At 75.5% G+C, this 18,673-nt stretch carries 13 protein-coding genes; 9 read left to right on the forward strand and 4 right to left on the reverse strand.

Translation table 11 applies throughout. The features are described 5' to 3' along the window. Window positions 1-235 precede the first annotated feature (235 nt). A complete protein-coding gene (locus ACI79T_RS18945; RefSeq protein ID WP_456611651.1) occupies window positions 236-574 on the reverse strand; it encodes an oxidoreductase in 339 nt (112 codons plus the stop codon). A 152-nt stretch (window positions 575-726) separates the two neighbouring features. On the opposite strand from ACI79T_RS18945, the gene lpdA reads away from it, so the two are divergent. From lpdA to ACI79T_RS18960, 3 genes are all read left to right on the forward strand, one after another. Next, a complete protein-coding gene (gene lpdA / locus ACI79T_RS18950; RefSeq protein ID WP_456611652.1) occupies window positions 727-2,106 on the forward strand; it encodes a dihydrolipoyl dehydrogenase in 1,380 nt (459 codons plus the stop codon). Between the two features lie 48 nt (window positions 2,107-2,154). Further along, window positions 2,155-3,996: a 2-oxoglutarate dehydrogenase, E2 component, dihydrolipoamide succinyltransferase gene (gene sucB, locus ACI79T_RS18955; protein WP_456611653.1), complete on the forward strand. Its 1,842-nt coding sequence runs from the start codon at window positions 2,155-2,157 to the stop codon at window positions 3,994-3,996. 84 nt (window positions 3,997-4,080) lie between these two features. Next, entirely contained in the window at window positions 4,081-4,986 is a 906-nt protein-coding gene (locus tag ACI79T_RS18960; protein ID WP_456611654.1) for a TIGR01777 family oxidoreductase, read from the forward strand. Between the two features lie 46 nt (window positions 4,987-5,032). Here the strand turns inward: ACI79T_RS18960 and ACI79T_RS18965 are convergent, their stop codons facing one another. Further along, window positions 5,033-6,679: a serine/threonine-protein kinase gene (locus tag ACI79T_RS18965; protein ID WP_456611655.1), complete on the reverse strand. Its 1,647-nt coding sequence runs from the start codon at window positions 6,677-6,679 to the stop codon at window positions 5,033-5,035. A 109-nt stretch (window positions 6,680-6,788) separates the two neighbouring features. Here ACI79T_RS18965 and ACI79T_RS18970 point away from each other — a divergent pair, with 109 nt between their 5' ends. Genes ACI79T_RS18970 through ACI79T_RS18985 form a run of 4 tightly spaced genes read left to right on the forward strand, consistent with a single transcriptional unit; the run spans window position 6,789 to window position 9,836 of the window. Further along, window positions 6,789-8,039, forward strand: coding sequence for an NAD(P)/FAD-dependent oxidoreductase (locus ACI79T_RS18970; protein WP_456611691.1), 1,251 nt, complete (start codon window positions 6,789-6,791; stop codon window positions 8,037-8,039). Beyond that, window positions 8,039-8,773 (forward strand): Type 1 glutamine amidotransferase-like domain-containing protein, encoded by a 735-nt coding sequence (locus ACI79T_RS18975; protein WP_456611656.1) that lies wholly within the window; start codon window positions 8,039-8,041, stop codon window positions 8,771-8,773. The genes ACI79T_RS18970 and ACI79T_RS18975 overlap by 1 nt, the downstream gene beginning before the upstream one ends. 20 nt (window positions 8,774-8,793) lie before the next feature. Further along, complete coding sequence (gene lipB, locus ACI79T_RS18980; protein WP_456611657.1) at window positions 8,794-9,456, forward strand: lipoyl(octanoyl) transferase LipB; 663 nt, start codon at window positions 8,794-8,796, stop codon at window positions 9,454-9,456. Further along, on the forward strand, window positions 9,453-9,836 hold the full coding sequence (locus tag ACI79T_RS18985; protein ID WP_456611658.1) for a PPOX class F420-dependent oxidoreductase: 384 nt from the start codon (window positions 9,453-9,455) through the stop codon (window positions 9,834-9,836). The genes lipB and ACI79T_RS18985 overlap by 4 nt, the downstream gene beginning before the upstream one ends. 49 nt (window positions 9,837-9,885) lie before the next feature. Here ACI79T_RS18985 and leuS read toward each other — a convergent pair whose 3' ends face one another. Next, the gene (gene leuS, locus ACI79T_RS18990; protein ID WP_456611659.1) at window positions 9,886-12,876 is read right to left on the reverse strand and encodes a leucine--tRNA ligase; all 2,991 of its coding nucleotides are present in this window, start codon (window positions 12,874-12,876) and stop codon (window positions 9,886-9,888) included. Window positions 12,877-13,088: 212 nt separating this feature from the next. On the opposite strand from leuS, the gene ACI79T_RS18995 reads away from it, so the two are divergent. Together ACI79T_RS18995 and ACI79T_RS19000 are read left to right on the forward strand one after the other, a co-directional pair. Beyond that, window positions 13,089-15,482 carry a putative bifunctional diguanylate cyclase/phosphodiesterase gene (locus tag ACI79T_RS18995; RefSeq protein WP_456611660.1) on the forward strand — a complete coding sequence of 798 codons (2,394 nt, stop codon included), beginning with the start codon at window positions 13,089-13,091 and terminating at the stop codon, window positions 15,480-15,482. A gap of 12 nt (window positions 15,483-15,494) precedes the next feature. Next, window positions 15,495-17,711, forward strand: coding sequence for a diguanylate cyclase domain-containing protein (locus ACI79T_RS19000; RefSeq protein WP_456611661.1), 2,217 nt, complete (start codon window positions 15,495-15,497; stop codon window positions 17,709-17,711). Here ACI79T_RS19000 and ACI79T_RS19005 read toward each other — a convergent pair. Continuing rightward, entirely contained in the window at window positions 17,699-18,628 is a 930-nt protein-coding gene (locus ACI79T_RS19005) for an LLM class F420-dependent oxidoreductase (RefSeq protein WP_456611662.1), read from the reverse strand. The genes ACI79T_RS19000 and ACI79T_RS19005 overlap by 13 nt on opposite strands. Window positions 18,629-18,673: the final 45 nt, after the last annotated feature.

Consider the following 18,673-nt stretch of genomic DNA (forward strand, 5'->3'; position numbering starts at 1 on the left):
CCCCGGCCCCCCCCCCCCCCGGCGCCGGCCCCCCCCCCCCCCCCCCCCCCCCCCCCCCCCCCCCCCCCCCCCCCCCCCCCCCCCCCCCCCCCCCGCGCCGCCCCCCCCCCCCCCCCCCCCCCCCCCCCCCCCCCCCCCCCCCGGAACGGTGAGCCAGGACCCCGGACCGCGAGCCACACCCGGGACCGCGAGCCAGACCCGGGCCCTGAGCCGGGGCGGCGCATGGCCGGCAGTGTCAGAGCTTCTTCTGGCGGGCACTCCAGTCGCGCATGCGCTGGGGGTAGCCGGTCACCTGGGCGTCGTACACCGGGATGGCCAGCTCCTTGGACAGCTTGCGGGCGACGTCGGGCCCGTCGATGCGCCGGCGGGTCCACTCGCCGTCGGCCGCGACCAGGACGATCGTCGCCTCGGTGACGGCCGTCCGGGGCTCCACGTAGCCCTCGACACCGCGGCGGCTGGCCACGAACTGCTCCAAATGGCTGAGGTCGCCCCGCTGGGAGGCGCGGTCCAGCGTGGACCGGCCGGCACCCCCGGCAGTCCCGCGGCGGCCGCGCCACCGGTCGAACAACCCCATCGACCTCTCCGTCCTGCCGTGGCCGCGCTGATCACCGCGACGCCCGCGGGAGCAACGGTGCTACCGGCCAGGTCGTTCCCGGAGTGGCAGGATGGGCACCAGCCCCCGCCCGCTCGAGCGGGGACGCCGTCCGTCGCTATCGAGGAGCATCCGTGAGCGCACCCACCTCCCCCGCCGACCTGGTCATCCTCGGCGGTGGCTCAGGCGGATACGCCGCAGCCTTCCGCGCCGCAGAGCTGGGCATGAACGTCGTCCTCATCGAAAAGGACAAGGTCGGCGGCACCTGCCTGCACCGCGGCTGCATCCCGACCAAGGCACTGCTGCACGCCGGCGAGGTCGCCGACCTGGCCCGCGAGGGCGAGCAGTTCGGCGTCAAGACGTCGCTGGCCGGCATCGACATGGACGGCGTCAACAACTACAAGAACGGCGTCGTCTCCAGGCTCTACAAGGGTCTGCAGGGCCTGGTGAAGGCCCGCAAGATCACCTACGTCGAGGGCGAGGGCCGGCTCACCTCCCCCACCACGGTCGAGGTGAACGGCCAGAGCTACGAGGGCAAGCACGTCCTGCTGGCCACCGGCTCCTACCCGCGCACGCTCCCGGGCATCGAGCTCGACGGCAGCAAGGTCATCACCAGCGAGGACGCCCTGGAGCTCGACCGCGTCCCGAGCTCGGCGATCATCCTGGGCGGCGGCGTCATCGGCTGCGAGTTCGCCAGCGCCTGGAAGTCCTTCGGCGTCGACGTCACCATCGTCGAGGGCCTCCCCCACCTCGTGCCGCTGGAGGACGAGTCCTCCTCGAAGCTCCTCGAGCGCGCCTTCCGCCGCCGCAAGATCGGCTTCGAGCTGGGCAACAGGGTGTCCGGCGTGCAGACCACCGACAACGGCGTCAAGGTGACCCTGGAGAACGGCAAGGAGCTGGAGGCCGAGCTGGTGCTCGTCGCCGTCGGGCGCGGCCCGGTCAGCGCCGGCATCGGCTACGAGGAGGTGGGCGTCGCCATGGAGCGCGGCTACGTCCTCGTCGACGAGTACATGCGCACCAACATCCCGACGATCTCCGCCGTCGGCGACCTCGTCCCGACGCTTCAGCTGGCCCACGTCGGCTTCGGCGAGGGCATCCTCGTCGCCGAGCGGGTGGCCGGGCTGGAGCCCGCCCCCATCGACTACGCCGGCGTCCCGCGGATCACCTACTCCGACCCCGAGGTCGCCTCGGTCGGCCTCACCGAGGCCCAGGCCAAGGAGCGCTACGGGGAGGTCAAGACCCTCACCTACGACCTCGCCGGCAACGGCCGCAGCCAGATCCTCAAGACCACCGGTGCCGTCAAGCTCATCCAGGCGCCCGACGGCCCGGTCGTCGGGATCCACATGGTCGGCAGCCGGGTCGGCGAGCTCATCGCCGAGGCCCAGCTGATCTACAACTGGGAGGCCGAGGCCGACGACGTCGCCAGCCTCATCCACCCGCACCCGACGCAGAGCGAGGCGCTCGGCGAGGCGCACCTCGCGCTCGCCGGCAAGCCGCTCCACGTGCACGGCTGATCTCGCTCCACCCCCCACCCACCCAGCGCCAGAAGGAGCACTGCCCCGATGCCGACCTCCGTCACCATGCCCGCCCTGGGCGAGAGCGTCACCGAGGGCACGGTCACCCGATGGCTCAAGCAGGAGGGTGATCAGGTCGAGGTCGACGAACCTCTCCTGGAGGTGTCGACCGACAAGGTCGACACCGAGATCCCCTCGCCGGCCGCCGGCACGCTCACCAAGATCCTCGTGGCCGAGGACGAGACCGTCGACGTCGGCGCCGAGCTCGCCGTCATCGGCGGCGGGGACGGCGACGAGGGTGCCGGCAGCCAGCCGGCCTCCGCCGAGGACGCCGACAGCACGCCGCAGACCCCCGACCAGCAGGTCGAGGACGCCGGCTCGGGCGAGCAGCAGGAGGAGCCCGCCGCGGAGCCCGAGCCGCAGCCGGCCCCTGCCGCCGAGTCCGGTGGCGGTGGCGGTGGCGGTGAGGGCACCCCGGTCACCATGCCGGCGCTCGGCGAGAGCGTCACCGAGGGCACCGTCACCCGCTGGCTGAAGGCAGTCGGCGACGAGATCACCGCCGACGAGCCGCTGCTGGAGGTGTCCACCGACAAGGTCGACACCGAGATCCCGGCGCCGGTCAGCGGCACGCTGCTGGAGATCACGGTCAACGAGGACGAGACCGTCGACGTCGGCGCCCAGTTGGCCGTGATCGGCACCGGCGCGTCCGGCGGCGGCTCCGCCCCCGCACCGCAGCAGGAGGCTCCGAAGCAGGAAGCCCCGGCCGAGCCGGAGCCGCAGGCCGCGCCCAAGGCGAAGGAGGCCGACCCGGCCAGCGCCCAGCCCGGTGGCGACTACGGTGCCAGCGGCGCCCAGCCGTCGGACTCGCCGACCTCGGCGCCCCCGCCGCAGGTGGCCCCGCAGGCTCCGGCCGCCTCGGCTCCGGCGGGTGACGGCGGCAGTCAGTACGTGACCCCGCTGGTGCGCCGCCTGGCCGCCGAGCACGGGGTCGACCTGAACGCGGTCTCGGGCACCGGCGTGGGCGGGCGCATCCGGAAGCAGGACGTGCTCGCCGCCGCGGAGAAGTCCGCGGCTCCGGCCGAAGCCCCCGCTGCGGCGAAGCCCGCCGCGGCCCCCTCCGGTGGCGCGCGCACCCCGTCGCCGGCCGCCACGCCGGACACCTCGGTGCGCGGCCGCACGGAGAAGCTGTCCCGTCTCCGCGGCGTGATCGCCCGCCGCATGGTCGAGTCGTTGCAGGTGAGTGCGCAGCTGACCACGGTCGTCGAGGCCGACGTCACCCGCATCGCCAACCTGCGGCAGCAGGCGAAGGGCGACTTCGAGGCCCGCGAGGGCGTGAAGCTGTCGTTCCTGCCCTTCTTCGCGAAGGCGGCGGTCGAGGCGCTCAAGCAGCACCCGTCGGTGAACTCCTCGATCGACCTCGAGGCCGGCACGGTCACCTACCACGACACCGAGAACCTCGGCGTCGCCGTGGACACCGAGCGGGGTCTGCTCGTCCCGGTCATCCACGAGGCCGGCGACCTGAGCCTGGGCGGGCTGGCGCGCAAGATCGCCGATGTGGCCGAGCGGACCCGCACCAACAAGGTGACGCCGGACGAGCTCGGCGGCGGGACGTTCACGCTGACCAACACCGGCAGCCGCGGCGCCCTGTTCGACACGCCGATCATCAACCAGCCGCAGGTGGCCATCCTGGGCACCGGCTCGGTCGTGAAGCGGCCGGTCGTGGTGCAGGACGCCGAGCTGGGCGAGGTCATCGCGGTGCGGTCCATGGTGTACCTGGCCCTCACCTACGACCACCGGATCGTCGACGGCGCCGACGCCGCGCGCTTCCTCACCACGGTGCGCGAGCGCCTGGAGGCCGGTCAGTTCCAGGGCGAGCTCGGTCTCTCCTGATGGACCTCCGCTCGGGGCCCCGGTGACCACCGGGGCCCCGAGCCCTTCCTGCCCTCGGAACCCGCGCCCGCTGGGGAGTGCCGCATGAAGATCGCCGTGTCCGGTGCGTCCGGGCTGATCGGCAGCGCCCTGCTGCCTGCCCTGCGCGCCGAGGGCCACCAGGTGGTGCAGCTGGTGCGCCGCACCCCGCGGACCGCCGACGAGCACCGCTGGGACCCTCAGCACCGGCGGATCGACCCGGCGGTCCTCCAGGACGTCGACGCCGTCGTGAACCTGGCCGGCGTCGGGGTCGGCGACCGGCGCTGGAACGCCAAGCACAAGCAGGCGGTGCTCAGCAGCCGGGTGGACACCACCGCCACGCTGAGCGAGGCGCTCGCCGCCGCCGCGGGCGCCGACCCGGACCGGCCGCGGGTGCTGCTCAACGGATCCGCGGTGGGCTGGTACGGCGACACCGGGGACCGCGTCGTCGACGAGTCCGACCCCGCCGGCGACGACTTCCTGGCCCGGGTGTGCCTGGCCTGGGAAGGGGCAACCGCGCCGGCCACCGACGCCGGTGTGCGGGTGACCACCCTGCGCACGGGTCTGGTCCTCGGGCACGGTGGTCTGCTCGGGCGGATGCTGCCGCTGTTCCGCGCCGGGCTCGGCGGGCGGCTGGGGTCCGGCCGGCAGTACATGCCCTGGATCAGCCTGGAGGACGAGGTCGGCGCGATCCGGTTCCTGCTGGACCACGAGGTGCCCGGTCCGGTGAACCTCTGCGGCCCGGAGCCGGTGACGAACACCGAGTTCACCGCCGCCCTCGGCCGGGTGCTCCACCGGCCGACGGTGCTGCCGGTGCCCGCGCCCGCGCTGCGGATCGTGCTCGGGGAGTTCGCCGACGTCGGCGTGCTCGCCGGTCAGCGGGCCGTGCCGGCGAAGCTCACCGAGGCCGGGTACCGCTTCGCGCACCGCGACGTGAACTCCGCTCTGCGCGCCGCCGTCGCGCGGCCCTGACCCCGGCTCTCCTCCGGCACCGATCTCCCGGGTCGGGCCGTCCCGCTCAGGACACGCGCTCGGCCCGATCGATCCGCCAGCCGTCGGGAGTCCGGACCAGCACCATCCGGACCTGGGCGTCGGAGCGTCCGGGCACCGTGCGCAACGGGACGCCGTCCGGGTCGCCGGCCGGCACCACGCGGTACTCCGGCCAGCGGTCGGTGAGCAGCAGCTCGGCCCGGTCGGGCGAGGCCTCCCCGACGCCGAGGTCGACGACGACCGGGGCGAACCCGCGCAGCGTCTCCCCCGCCACCGTCAGCCGCTGCGCGTGATCCTCGTCCGCGGCGAGGAGCGCGCTGCCTACGGGGTAGACGTCCCGGAGCCGCGCCGGCGTGCCGCTGAGCCCCTCCGCCCGCCGCGCGTACAGCTCGGTCAGGACCGCACGCCACTCGTCCGGGCCGGTCGGCGCCGCCGTCTCCGGCAGCCCGTCCGCCGGGGCCTCCGCAGCCGCTGGGGCCTCCGCAGCCGCCGGGTCCTCCGCACCCGTTGGGGCCGGTGCGGTGGACGCCGGTGACCCGGTGCCGGATGCCTGGGGAGCGACGGCGGCAGCCGGCGAGGTGCCCGCGGCGTCGCCACCCCCACCCCAGCGAGTGCCCGCCCAGGCGGTGACGGCCAGGGCCGCCACCACCAGGGCGGTGACCAGCAAGCCGCGGGCCAGCGGACCGGCCGCGCTCGCCGGGCGCCCGGCCCGCCGCCGGCCCCGGGCGGGCGGGTGGACGACGACGGGTGCCGGCCGCGGGCGGCGGCCGGGCACCACGTGGGTGAGCTCGGTGCGCGCGTCGGGACGGCCGGCACCTGCCCCGGGCCCGGCCGACAGGGCGACCGGCTCCGGCCGGCAGGCGTGCCGCAGGTCCAGGGCGAACGCCGCCGCGCCGCCGCGGTGGTGCGGATCGGCGGAGAGCCCGCGGCGGATGACCGCGATCAGCTCGGCGGGGGCGTCCGGAGCGAGCTCCGCCAGATCGGGCAGGTCACCCTCGGCGGCCACGGTGAGCGTGTCGGCGGGGGTCGCGGCGTTCCACGGGGCGATGCCGGTGAGCGCGTGGAAGGCGGCCGCGGCGATCCCGAAGACGTCGGACGCCGGACCGGGCGCGCCGCCTCGGGCCACGGCCGGATCGACGTAGGCGGGGGTGACCTCCGCTGCCGCCGTCTCCCCGAGCACCCGGGCCACGCCCAGATCGGTGAGCACCGGCCGCCCCTCGGCGGTGAAGACGATGTTGCCCGGCGACAGGTCGCCGTGCACGACGCCGTGGTCGTGGGCGTGGGCCAGCGCCGCCGCGACCGGCGCGATCGCGGTGACGACCTCCCCCGGGTGGAGCCGGCCGCGACGGCCCAACAGGTCGGCCAGGCTGCCCCCGGCGAGCAGGTCGAGCACGAGCGCGACTCGTGGCGCCCCGCCGCGACGGGGTTGGTGCACCACCTCGTGCAGCCGCACGAGGTGCGGGTGGTCCAGCTCCCCCAGCAGTGCCGCCTCACGGGCCTGGCGCTCGGGATCGCCGGCCACCAGCACCTTCACCGCGAGCGCCTCCCCGCCACCGCGCGGGACCGCCCGCCACACCTCCCCCGATGCGCCACGGCCCAGCAGCGCCTCGAGGGTGTAGCCGGGGACGACGGGTGGCGGGGCGGCGCCGGGACCGGACGGCGGGACGACGGGCATGACCGGGACCGTAGGACGATCCGGCCGGTCCGTGCCGGCGTCGTCCACAGGCCCCGACCGCGGCCACGCGGTCGGGGTCGTCCACCCCGGCTACCGTCGGGCCGTGTCGATGCCGCAGCGGGCCCAGGTCGTCGTCGCCGGTGCCGGCCTGGCCGGGCTGTCCGCCGCGACCCGGTTGGCCGCCGCCGGGCTCGACGTGCACGTGCTGGAGGCCGGCGGGCACGCCGGTGGCCGGCTGGCCACCGAGCGCATCGACGGCTTCGTCGTCGACCGCGGGTTCCAGGTGCTGAACACCGGCTATCCCCGCGCCGCCGACCTCGACCTCCCGACGCTGGACCTCGGCTGGTTCGAGCGCGGCGCGGTGATCCGCGTGGACGGCCGCGCGCACCGCGTCGTCGACCCGCGGCAGCGCCCGGCCGGCGTCCTCGGCACGGCCGCCGCGCCGCTCGGGTCGCTGCGGGAGAAGGCGGCCCTGGTGGCCTTCTCCCTGCGCGCCGGCTACTCCCCCGTCGACCGGCTGCTGAGGGCGCCGGAGCGGACCGCGGAGGAGGCCCTGCGCGCGGCGGGGGTCGGGGATGCGGCCCTGGAGCGGTTCCTGCGCCCCTTCCTGGCCGGGGTCCTCCTGGAGGACGAGCTGGCCACGTCCAGCCGCTACGTGGACCTGCTGTGGCGCAGCTTCGTCCGGGGCGGGACAGGACTGCCCGCCGCGGGCATGCAGGCGGTCGGCGAGCAGCTGGCGGGGCGGCTCGGCGCCGAGCGGGTGCACCTGCGCACCGCCGTGCGCGCCGTCTCCTCCGGGTCGGTGCTCACCGACGACGGCTCCTGGTCGGCCGACGCCGTCGTCGTGGCCACCGACCCCGCGACGGCCGCCCGCCTCCTGCCCGCGCTCGACGCCGCCGCCCCGCGCGAGGTCACCACGCACCTGCACGTGCTGCCGGAGTCACCGTCCCGGACGCCGCTGATCGTGCTCGGCAGCCCCGGCGGCCGGCTGGTCAACACCGTGGTCCTGTCCGACGCCCAACCCCGCTACAGCCCCGACGGGCGGGCGCTCGTCGCCAGCTCGACGCTCGATCAGACGCGCGCCGACGAGGTGGTCGGCGAGATCGCCGCCGCACACGGCGTCTCCCCGGCCGATCTGGCACACCTGACGTCGGTCACCGTGCCCGGGGCGCAGCCCGCCGCGCTCCCCCCGCTGCAGCTGCGCCGGCCGGTCGACCTCGGCGACGGCGTGTTCGTCTGCGGCGACCACCGGGACACCCCGTCCATCCAGGGCGCGATGGCCAGCGGGGCACGGACGGCGCGCGCCGTCCTCCGTGCGCTGCGGCCCGCCGGCGCCCCCGACGACCGGAGCGCCGGCTGATGCCCGCCACCGCACCCACGATCCTGGCCACCAGCATGGGCTTCGCCTCGCGGGGCCGCGGGCCGTACGGCTGGCGGCCCGGGCCGGTCTTCGACCTGGCCGTCGAGCTCGCCGGGGCGCCCGACCGACCGCGGCTGTGCTATCTCGGGACGGCGACCGGCGACGACCCGGCGCGCGTCGCCGGCGTCTACGGGGCCTTCGCCGGCAGTGCGGTGCAGGTCAGCCACCTCAGCCTCTTCCCGATGCCCACGGTGGCCGACGTCCGGGCGCACCTGCTGGCGCAGGACGTCGTCTGGGTCGGTGGCGGCAGCGTGGCCAACCTGCTGGCGGTCTGGCGGGTGCACGGGCTGGACGAGGTCTTCGGCGAGGTGTGGCGGGCCGGCGTCGTGCTGGGCGGGGTCTCGGCGGGCTCGCTGTGCTGGCACGTGGGCGGCACCACCGACTCCTACGGGCCCGACCTGCGGCCGGTGACCAACGGCCTAGGGCTCATCCCGACGTCCAACGGCGTCCACTACGACTCCGAGGAGCAGCGCCGACCGCTGTACCACCGGCTCGTGGCCGACGGCGCGCTCCCCGGCGGGCACGCCACCGACGACGGCGCCGGGCTGGTCTACCGGGGGACGGAGCTGGTCGAGGTGGTCTCCGACCGGCCCGGAGCGGCGGGCTACCGGGTGGAGCGGGGCGCCGACGGCGCCGCGGTGGAGACCCGGCTCGACCCGCGCCGCCTGGCGTGACGCAGGCATAGGCTGGGCCCGTGGCTGAGCTGCATGTGGTGCACGCCGGGACCGTTCCCTACGAGGAAGCCTGGGCGCGCCAGCGCGAGCTGCACGCGCAGCGGGTGGCCGGGGAGGTCCCCGACACGCTGCTGCTGCTCGAGCACCCGCCGGTCTACACCGCCGGCAAGCGCACCGAGCCGCACGAGCGGCCGTTCGACGGCACCCCGGTCGTCGATGTCGATCGCGGCGGCAAGATCACCTGGCACGGCCCGGGCCAGCTCGTCGGGTACCCGATCGTCGCGCTGCCCGACCCGGTCGACGTCGTCGCCTACGTCCGGCGGCTGGAGGGCGCGCTGATCGAGGTGTGCGCCGGGTTCGGGGTGGACGCCGGCCGGGTCGAGGGCCGCAGCGGCGTCTGGCTGCCGGCCGACGCCCCCGGCAGCGGGTTCCGGCCGGAGCGGAAGGTGGCCGCCATCGGCATCCGGGTGGCGCGCGGCGTCACGATGCACGGCTTCGCGCTGAACTGCGACCCCGACATGACGGCGTTCGCCAACATGATCCCGTGCGGCATCCCGGACGCCGGCGTGACGTCGCTGTCGGCCGAGCTGGGCCGCGACATCACCACCGCGGACGCCATCGCCCCGGTGGAGGCCGCGATGACGGCGGTGCTCACCGGGCAGCCGGCCGGGCCGCGGGCGTGACCCCGCTCCCCCGCAGCGAGTACGTCAGCCTCACCACGTTCCGGCGCTCCGGCGTCGCCGTCCCCACCCCGGTCTGGGCCGCCCCCGACGGGGAGTCCCTGGTGGTCTGGACCCGTGCGGACTCCGGCAAGGTGAAGCGGCTGCGCCACACGGCCCGGGTGACCGTCGCGCCGTGCGACGTCCGGGGCCGGGTGCGCGGGCCGGCGGTCGACGGAATCGCCGAGTTCGTGCCGGAAGCGGGACGACCGCAGGCACTGGCCGCCCTCCGCGCGGCCTACGGGCTGAAGTTCACCGTGGGCAACGCGACCGCGCGGTTGCTGCACCGGCTGCTGCGCCGCCCCGGCGACCGCCACGAGCTGATCCGCATCCGCCCCGTGTGACGACGTCCCCTGCCTCCCCGCCGCGCGCGGCGGAGGCAGGGGGACGTCGTCACCCGATCACGAAGTTGACCAGCCGGCCGGGGACGGCGACGACGCGGCGGATGGTCGCCCCGTCCAGGTAGCCGGCGATCTTGTCGTCGGCCCGGGCAGCGGCCTCCAGCGCCGCGGCGTCCGCATCGGCCGGGACGGTCACCTGCGACCGCACCTTGCCGTTGACCTGGACGGCGACCTGCACGGTGTCCTCGACCAGCCAGCGCTCCTCCACCTGCGGGAAGGGCGCCCACGCCGACGACTCCTGGTGGCCCAGCCGCGACCACAGCTCCTCGGCGAGGTGCGGCGCCAGGGGGGCGACCATGAGCACCAGCGCCTCGGCCACCGGCCGGGGCACCGGCGACGACGCGCCGAACGTCGAGGTGAGGTGGTTGGTCAGCTCGGTGATCCGGGCGATCGCGATGTTGAACCGCAGCGTCGCATAGCCGTCCCGCACCCCGGCGAGGGCGCGGTGCAGCGCGCGCTGGGTCGCGTCGTCCGCGGCGACGTCGTCGGCGGCCCGGACGGCGCCGGTCTCCTCGTCGACGACGACGCGCCAGATGCGCTGGAGGAGACGCTGCGAGCCGACGACGGCCTTGGTCTCCCACGGCCGGGACTGCTCCAGCGGTCCGGTCGACATCTCGTAGACCCGGAAGGTGTCGGCGCCGTACGCCCCGATCATCTCGTCGGGCGTGACCATGTTCTTCAGGCTCTTGCCGATCTTCCCGTACTCGCGGTTGACCGGCTTGCCCTCGTAGAGGAACTGGCCGTCCTTCTCGACCACGTCGGCCGCGGGCACGTAGAAGCCGCGCTCGTCGGTGTAGGCGAAGGCGGAGATGTAGCCCTGGTTGACCAGCCGGCGGAACGGCTCCTCGCTGGAGACGTGCCCCAGGTCGTGCAGCACCTTGTGCCAGAACCGTGCGTACAGCAGGTGCAGGACGGCGTGCTCGACGCCGCCGACGTACAGGTCGACGCCGCCGACGTCACCCGGCTCCCGCGGGCCCAGCCAGTACTTCTCCAGCTCGGGGTCGACCATGCGCTCGTCGTCGGCGGGGTCGAGGTAGCGCAGGTAGTACCAGCACGACCCGGCCCAGTTGGGCATCGTGTTGGTCTCGCGCCGGTACTTCTTCGGGCCGTCGCCCAGGTCCAGCTCGACCGTCGTCCACTCCGAGGCACGCGACAGCGGCGGCTCGGGCGCGGAGTCGGCGTCGTCGTCGGCGAAGGTCTTCGGCGAGTAGTCGTCGACCTCGGGCAGCAGCACCGGCAGCATCGACGTCGGGACGGCGACCGGCAGGTCGTCCTCGTCGTAGACGATCGGGAACGGCTCACCCCAGTAGCGCTGCCGGCTGAACAGCCAGTCGCGCAGCTTGTAGGTGGTGGTCGCCTCGCCGTGACCGTGCTGCACCAGCCACTCGGTGATGCGCGCGATGGCTGCGGCCTTGTCCAGGCCGTCCAGCGAGATCTCGTCGTTGGCGGAGTTGATCATCGCGCCGGGGCCGGAGTACGCGCCGCTGTCGTCGTCGAAGCCCTCGGGACGCTCGACGGTCGGGACGATCGGCAGGCCGAACTCCCTCGCGAACTCCCAGTCGCGCTGGTCCTCGCCCGGCACGGCCATGATCGCGCCGGTGCCGTACCCGGTCAGCACGTAGTCGGCGATGAAGACCGGCAGCTCGCGGCCGTTGACCGGGTTGACGGCGGTGACGCCGAGCCACACGCCGGTCTTCTCGCGGCCGGCGTCCTGGCGGTCCAGCTCCGAGCGGCGGGAGGCCTGCCGCTGGTAGGCGCGCACCGCCTCGGCGGGCGTGGCCGCTCCCCCGGTCCAGCGCGGGTCGGTGCCGTCGGGCCAGACGTCGGCGGTCAGCGCCGCGACCAGCGGGTGCTCGGGCGCCAGCACCATGTAGGTCGCGCCGAACAGCGTGTCGGGCCGGGTCGTGAAGACCTCGATCGTCTCGGCTGCGTCGTCCGCGCGCCCCGCCACCCCCGGCACGCCGAAGCGGACCTTGGCACCGGTCGAACGGCCGATCCAGTTGCGCTGCATCAGCTTCAGCGAGTCCGACCAGTCCAGCCGGTCGAGGTCGTCGATCAGCCGGTCGGCGTAGGCGGTGATCCGCATCATCCACTGCTTGAGCGGGCGCCGGAACACCGGAAAGTTGCCGCGCTCGGAGCGGCCGTCGGGGGTGACCTCCTCGTTGGAGAGCACCGTGCCCAGCCCCGGGCACCAGTTCACCGGCGCCTCGTTGAGGTAGGCCAGCCGGTGCGCGTCGACGACCTTCCGCCGCGACACCTCGTCCAGCTCCGCCCAGGGCTGGCCCGACGGGTTGGTGCCCGCCGCCGGCGTCCGCGTCCCGGCGTCCAGCTCGGCGACCAGCTCCTCGATGGGGCGCGCCTTGCCCGCGACCTCGTCGAACCAGGCGCCGAAGAGCTGCAGGAAGATCCACTGGGTCCACTTGTAGTAGCCCGGGTCGATGGTGGCGAAGGTCCGGCGGTCGTCGTGGTCGACGCCCAGGCGGCGCAGCTGCGCCCGGATCGCGGCGATGTTCGCCTCGGTGGTGATGCGCGGGTGCTGCCCGGTCTGGACGGCGTACTGCTCGGCGGGCAGGCCGAAGGCGTCGTAGCCCATCGGGTGCAGCACGTTGTCGCCGTCCATCCGGCGGAAGCGGCTGGTCACGTCGGTGCCCAGGTAACCCAGCGGGTGGCCGACGTGGAGGCCCGCGCCCGAGGGGTACGGGAACATGTCCATCGCGAAGTACTTGGGCCGGTCGGCGACCCGCTCGAAGCCCCCGCCGAGCCGACCGACCGGGTTGGGCGTGTGGAAGGTGCCCTCGGTCGCCCACCGGTCCTGCCAGGCCAGCTCGATGCGCTGGGCCAGCGCCGGGGTGTACCGGTGCGGAGGTATGTCCCCGCCCACCCCGTCACCCGCGGGCCCGGTGCTGGGCTGGCTGTCCGTCTGGCTCATCGTCTGGTGCTCCCGGATCGTGGTGCTCGCGGTGCGGTACCGGTGGGTGGGCAACAAAAAACCCCTCACGCAGGAGGGGTCGCCGTGCTGTCCGAACGCGTCAGGTCAGCACGGCCGGAGAAGCAGGAGCCGACCGGTCACGCGCCCGAGCCTACCGCCTGGTCCGGCGGCCGCGACGTCCCGTCCTGCGTGTGGCCGCCGGCCACCGGCGCGCCTCGCTCCTCCCTCCTTGGGGCCAGAACGGACGGATTCGTCTCGCCGACCCGGTGCCCCTGACCGATGACCTGGTCGTGGACCCCTCCGACGCGCTGCTCCGTGGCCGCGCGCCCAGGACCGGCGGGCTGCTGCTCGGCTGTCTCGCAGCGCTGGCCGCGTACGCGGCGGGCGAGCTCTGGCGCCCGACCGGCGGCACCATCCAGATCACATACGACCTGCTGGCCTACCAGGCCGTCTACCTGCTCGGTGCGGCCGTGTGCCGGCGGACCGCCGTGCGGCACCGGCGGGACCGGCTGGTCTGGAACGCGCTCGCCGTCGCCCTCACCGCCGTCGCGGTGAGCACGACGCTCTACGCGCTCGTCCTCGAGCCGCTGCTGGGGACCGTCCCGGCGTGGCTGCTGGTGGTCCTCTGGGCGCCGGCGTACCCGGCGATGGGCGTGGCGCTCGTCGGGCTGGTCCGCTCCCGCGTCGGGGAGACGCACCCGAGCATGTGGTTCGACGGGCTGACCGGGGCCTGCGGCGCGGTCATCTTCGCCGTCACCCTGCTGCCCTCCATCGCCTCCGTCCCGGCCGACGGCCCGCTCGCGCTGGTGCAGCTGTACCCCGTCGCCGACACCTTGCTGCTGGCCGCCCTCTCGGCCGTCTGCGCCGTGATGGGCTTCCGCCGCGACTGGCCGATGGTCCTGCTGGTCGCCGGACTGCTCTGCACCCTCGCCGCGGACGCTCTCTACCTGAACCAGGTGGCGCGGGACGAGGTGACCATCGGCGGCCCGCTGACCCTGACCTGGCTCACCGGCGCGGCCTTCACCGCGCTCGCCGCCCACGTCGCGGGGCGCACCCCGGTCATCGAGCCCGCGGACACCGACCCGGTCGCGCGGCTGAGCTGGCGGGTCGCCTTCGTCCCGCTCGGCTCGAGCGTGATGAGCGTCGCCGTCCTGGTGTCCACCTGGGGTTCGGCCGGCCTCGACATCGCCGGCTGGGCCGCCGTCACCTGCCTGCTGGCCACCCTGGCGCGCACGGCCATGTCCATCCAGGAGCTGCGCGGGCTGCACGAGATCCGGGAACAGGCACGCACCGACGAGCTGACCGGCCTGCCCAACCGGCGGGCGCTGCTCGAGCGGGGCCGCAGCGCCCTCGCCCCGGGCGCCGACCAGCCGGTCGCCCTGCTCCTGCTGGACCTCGACGGGTTCAAGGAGGTCAACGACAGCCTCGGGCACGCCGCGGGCGACGACCTGCTGCGGATGATCGGGCCCCGGCTCTGGCCGGAGCTGGGCCCCGGGGAGCTGCTGGCGCGCCTGGGCGGGGACGAGTTCGCCGTCCTGATGCCCGGCGCCGGCCTCGACGACGCCGTCGCGCGCGCCGACCGGCTGCGCACCCGGGTGCTCGAGCCGTTCGTCGTCGACGGAGTCCGGCTGCACGTCGGGGTGAGCGTCGGCATCGCGACCGGCCCCGTCCCCGCCGCCACGGTGACCGAGCTGCTGCGCTGCGCCGACGTGGCGATGTACGGGGCGAAGAACGCCCGGGAAGGGGTGCGCTCCTACGTCCCCGATCCCGGGAGCGGCTCCGGTGACCGGCTGCGGACGATGGAGGACCTCCGGATCGCCCTCGACCAGGGTCAGCTCGTCGTCCACCTGCAGCCCCAGGTCGCGCTCGACAGCGGCGAGGTGGTCGGCGTGGAGGCGCTGGTGCGGTGGCAGCACCCGGTGCGCGGGCTGCTCTCCCCCGCCGTCGTCCTGCCGGTCGCCGAGCAGGCCGGCCTGATGCGCCCGCTGACCGATACGGTCCTCGAGCTGGCGCTGGCCGCGGCAACCCGGTGGTGGCCGGAGCGGGCGGTGCCGGTCTCGGTGAACCTGTCGGCGGCCAGCGTGACCGACCCCGGCCTGCCGGCCACCGTCTCCGGGCTGCTCCGCGCGCACGGGCTGCCGGCCCGGGCGCTCACCCTCGAGCTGGTCGAGGACACCCTCATGGCCGACCCCGACCGCGGCCGCACGGTCCTGGGCGAGCTGCGGCGGCTCGGCATCCGGACCTCGATCGACGACTACGGCACCGGGTACAGCTCGCTGGCCTACCTGCGGCACCTGCCCGCCGACGAGCTCAAGCTCGACCGCAGCCTCACCCACGACGTGGGCCGCGACGACCGCGCGACGGCGATCGTCCGCCACACCGTGGCCCTGGCCCACGACCTCGGGCTCAGCCTCGTGGCCGAGGGCGTGGAGGACGACGAGACGGCGGCGGTGCTCGCCGGGCTGGGCTGCGACATCGCGCAGGGGTACGCCATCGCCCGGCCGATGCCGGTCGAGGACTTCCTCGCCTGGCTGCCCGCCCGCCCCGCACCGCGGTCGGCCGCCGTTCCCGTGCCCGCCCCGCGGGCGCCGGTGCCGCCCGCGGGGACCCGTGCTCGCGCGTCGGGTTCCCGTTCCGGCTCCGGGCAGGTCCCGTTGTGACAAGGTGCCCGCGTGCGCGGCGCCCGACCTGACGTCCGGGGAAACGCCTGGTCCGAGGCGCTGTCACGGCCGCTGGTGCTCGCCGTCCTCGGCTGCACCGCGGCGTTCGCGACCGGCACCTGGCGCCTGCCGCACACCCCGACCGAGACCCTCGTCTACTCCGGCGTCCTGTCCCTCCTCGCGCCGGCGCTCGCCGTCGTCCTCTGCCTGCAGGCCGCCCGGCGGGTCCCCGAGGAGCGGTCGGCCTGGTGGGCCGCGGCGGCCGGCTTCTCGTTCAACATCGCCGGGGACGTGGCCTACCGGCTGGTCCTCGTCACGGGGGGCGAGCCGCCCTTCCCGTCCGTCGCCGACGTCTTCTGGCTGGCCTCGTACCCGGCGCTGTTCGCCACCCCCCTGCTGTTCCTGCGCGCCCGGCTCACCTGGCCGCACGCCGGCACCTGGCTCGACGGGACCATCGGCGCCCTCGGGGTGACCGCGGTCGCGGTCGCCGTGGTGATCGTCCCGGTCGTGCCCGCGGCGGACCTTTCACCCCTCGCCACGGCCGCGAACCTCGCCTACCCGGTGGCCGACGTGCTGCTGCTGACCCTGGTGGGGGCCGTGCTCGCCATCGTCGGTCTCCGGGCCGACCCCGTCCTGACCGCCGTCTGCGCGATCCTCACGTCGAAGTTCGTCGGCGACCTGCTGCTGGCCAAGGCCCAGGCCGGCGACGGGTACGTCCCCGGCGGTCCGCTGGACCTGCTCTGGATGGCGAACGCCTGCCTGGCCGCCGTCGTGGCCGCAGCGGCGCGCCCGCGCCGCCGGACGCCGCCCGCCGTCGCCCCGGGCTCCCCGGTGCAGTGGCGGGCGCTGGTCATCCCGGTCGCCTGCGCCATCGCGTCGCTCGCCGTCCTCGGTGCCCGCTGGGGCGACGGTGTCCTGCGGACGGCGGAGGTCCTCGCGCTCGCCTGCCTGGCAGCGTTCCTGGTCCGGACGGCGGTGACCTTCGCGGAGAGCCGCGGGCTGCACGAGGCGCGCCGGCAGGCGGGGACCGACGACCTCACCGGGCTGCCCAACCGCCGCGCCCTCGTCCAGCGGCTGGAGGGGCGACTGACCCGGGGCCGCCCGACCGGGCTGCTGCTGCTGGACCTGGACGGGTTCAAGGCGGTCAACGACGGCCTGGGCCACGAGGCCGGTGACGACCTGCTGCGCCGGCTCGGGGCCCGGCTGCTCCCGGAGGTGCGCCCGACCGACCTGCTGGCCCGGCTCGGGGGCGACGAGTTCGCCGTGGTGCTGCCCAGCGGCGACCGCGCCGACGCCGACGAGTGCGCGGAGCGGATCGCCGGGTTGATCCGCCGGCCCGTCGACGTCGCCGGCGTGCCGGTGCAGGTAGGGGTGAGCATCGGCGTCGCGCTGGCACCGGAGCACGCGACCGACGTCAACGGCCTGCTCCGCTGCGCCGACGTGGCGATGTACGCCGCCAAGGCCGGTGGTGGCGGCGTCCAGCACTTCTCCCCCGGCTCTCCGGCGGCCGCCCCGGCACCCTCGGGTGTCCCGGGCGCTGGGGACGACGGAGTGCGGTTCCAGCCGGTCCTGGGGGCCGACGGCCGGGTGGTCGCGGCCGCCGCCGTCGGTGCCGGGGACGGCGCCCCGGCCACGACGGCCGCCCTGACCGACGCACTCGCCGCGGTGGCCCGCTGGTGGGCCGGCCACCCCGTGCCGGTGGAGGTCGCCCTCGCCGCCTCGGACGGGGACTCCGCCCGCCTGCCGGACCGGATCGCCGCCGAGCTGTTCCGGAGGGACCTGCCCCCGGCGGCCCTCGTGGTCCGGTTGCGCACCGACGCCCCGTCCTCCGGCGACGTCGCCGCGCTGCTGGGCGCGCTGCGCCGCAGCGGCGTGGGCACCGCGGTCGACGGCCACGGCCCCGGCGTCCTGGCCCTCACCCGGCTGCGCGACCTGCCGGCCGACCGGATCCACCTGGACCCGGCACTGGTCCGGGACGTCGTCGCCGACGCCCGCGCCTCCCTGGTCGTCGGGCACACCGTGGCGCTGGCCACCGCGCTGGGTGGCACGGTGGCGGCCGACACCGTGGACCGGCACACCGACGCGGTCCTCGGGCGGCTGGGCTGCCAGGTGCTCCGGGCACCCGCCCCGGCGATGACCGCCGACGCCTTCCGCGCGTGGCTCGACCGCAGGAACAGCAGCCCGGCACCCGCCGGCCCGGCCCGGCCGGGGCCCGCTCAGCCGAGCTGAGGCGCCACCTCGCCGGCCACCAGGTCCAGGTGGTCGAGGTCGGAGAGGTCGAGCACCTGGAGGTAGACCCGCGAGGCGCCGGCCTCGGCGTACCGGCCGAGGGTGTCGACCGCCTCCGCGGGCGTGCCGGCGACACCGTGCTCCCGGAGCTCGTCGACGTCCCGGCCGATCGCGGCGGCCCGGCGGGCGAGCTCCGCCTCGTCGCGGCCGACGCAGAGCACCAGCGCCGAGCTGTACACCAGCGACGCCGGGTCGCGGCCCGCCTCGTCGCAGGCCGCACGGACACCGGCGAACAGCCGGGCGTTGTCGGCGGCCGGCATGAACGGCACGTTGAACTCGCCCGCGTACCGCGCCGCCAGCCGCGGGGTGCGCTTCGCGCCCTTGCCGCCGACGAGGATCGGCACGCCGCCGTCCTGGACGGGCTTGGGCAGCGCCGGCGAGTCCGACAGCCGGTAGTACCGCCCGTCGAAGTCGAACGTCTCGCCCACCGGCGTGCGCCACAGGCCGGTGAGGACGGCCAGCTGCTCCTCGTACCGGTCGAAGCGCTCCCCCAGCGGCGGGAACGGGATGCCGTAGGCGGTGTGCTCGGCCTCGAACCAGCCGGAGCCCAGGCCCAGCTCGACCCGGCCCCCGCTCATCTGGTCCACCTGCGCCACCGAGATGGCCAGCGGACCCGGGAGCCGGAACGTACCGGCGGTCATCAGGGTGCCGAGGCGGATCCGGCTGGTCTCCCGGGCGAGCCCGGCGAGGGTGATCCAGGCGTCGGTGGGGCCGGGCAGGCCGTCCCCGCCCATGGTCAGGTAGTGGTCGGACCGGAAGAAGGCGTCGAAGCCGGTCTCCTCGGTGCGGCGCGCGACGGCGAGCAGGTCGTCGTACGTCGCGCCCATCTGGGGTTCGGTGAAGATGCGGAGCTGCACGGCCGGACGGTAACCAGAACCACGCCCGGTCGCCCATTCGGCCGC

It is taken from the genome of Blastococcus sp. SYSU DS0619 (assembly GCF_054051035.1).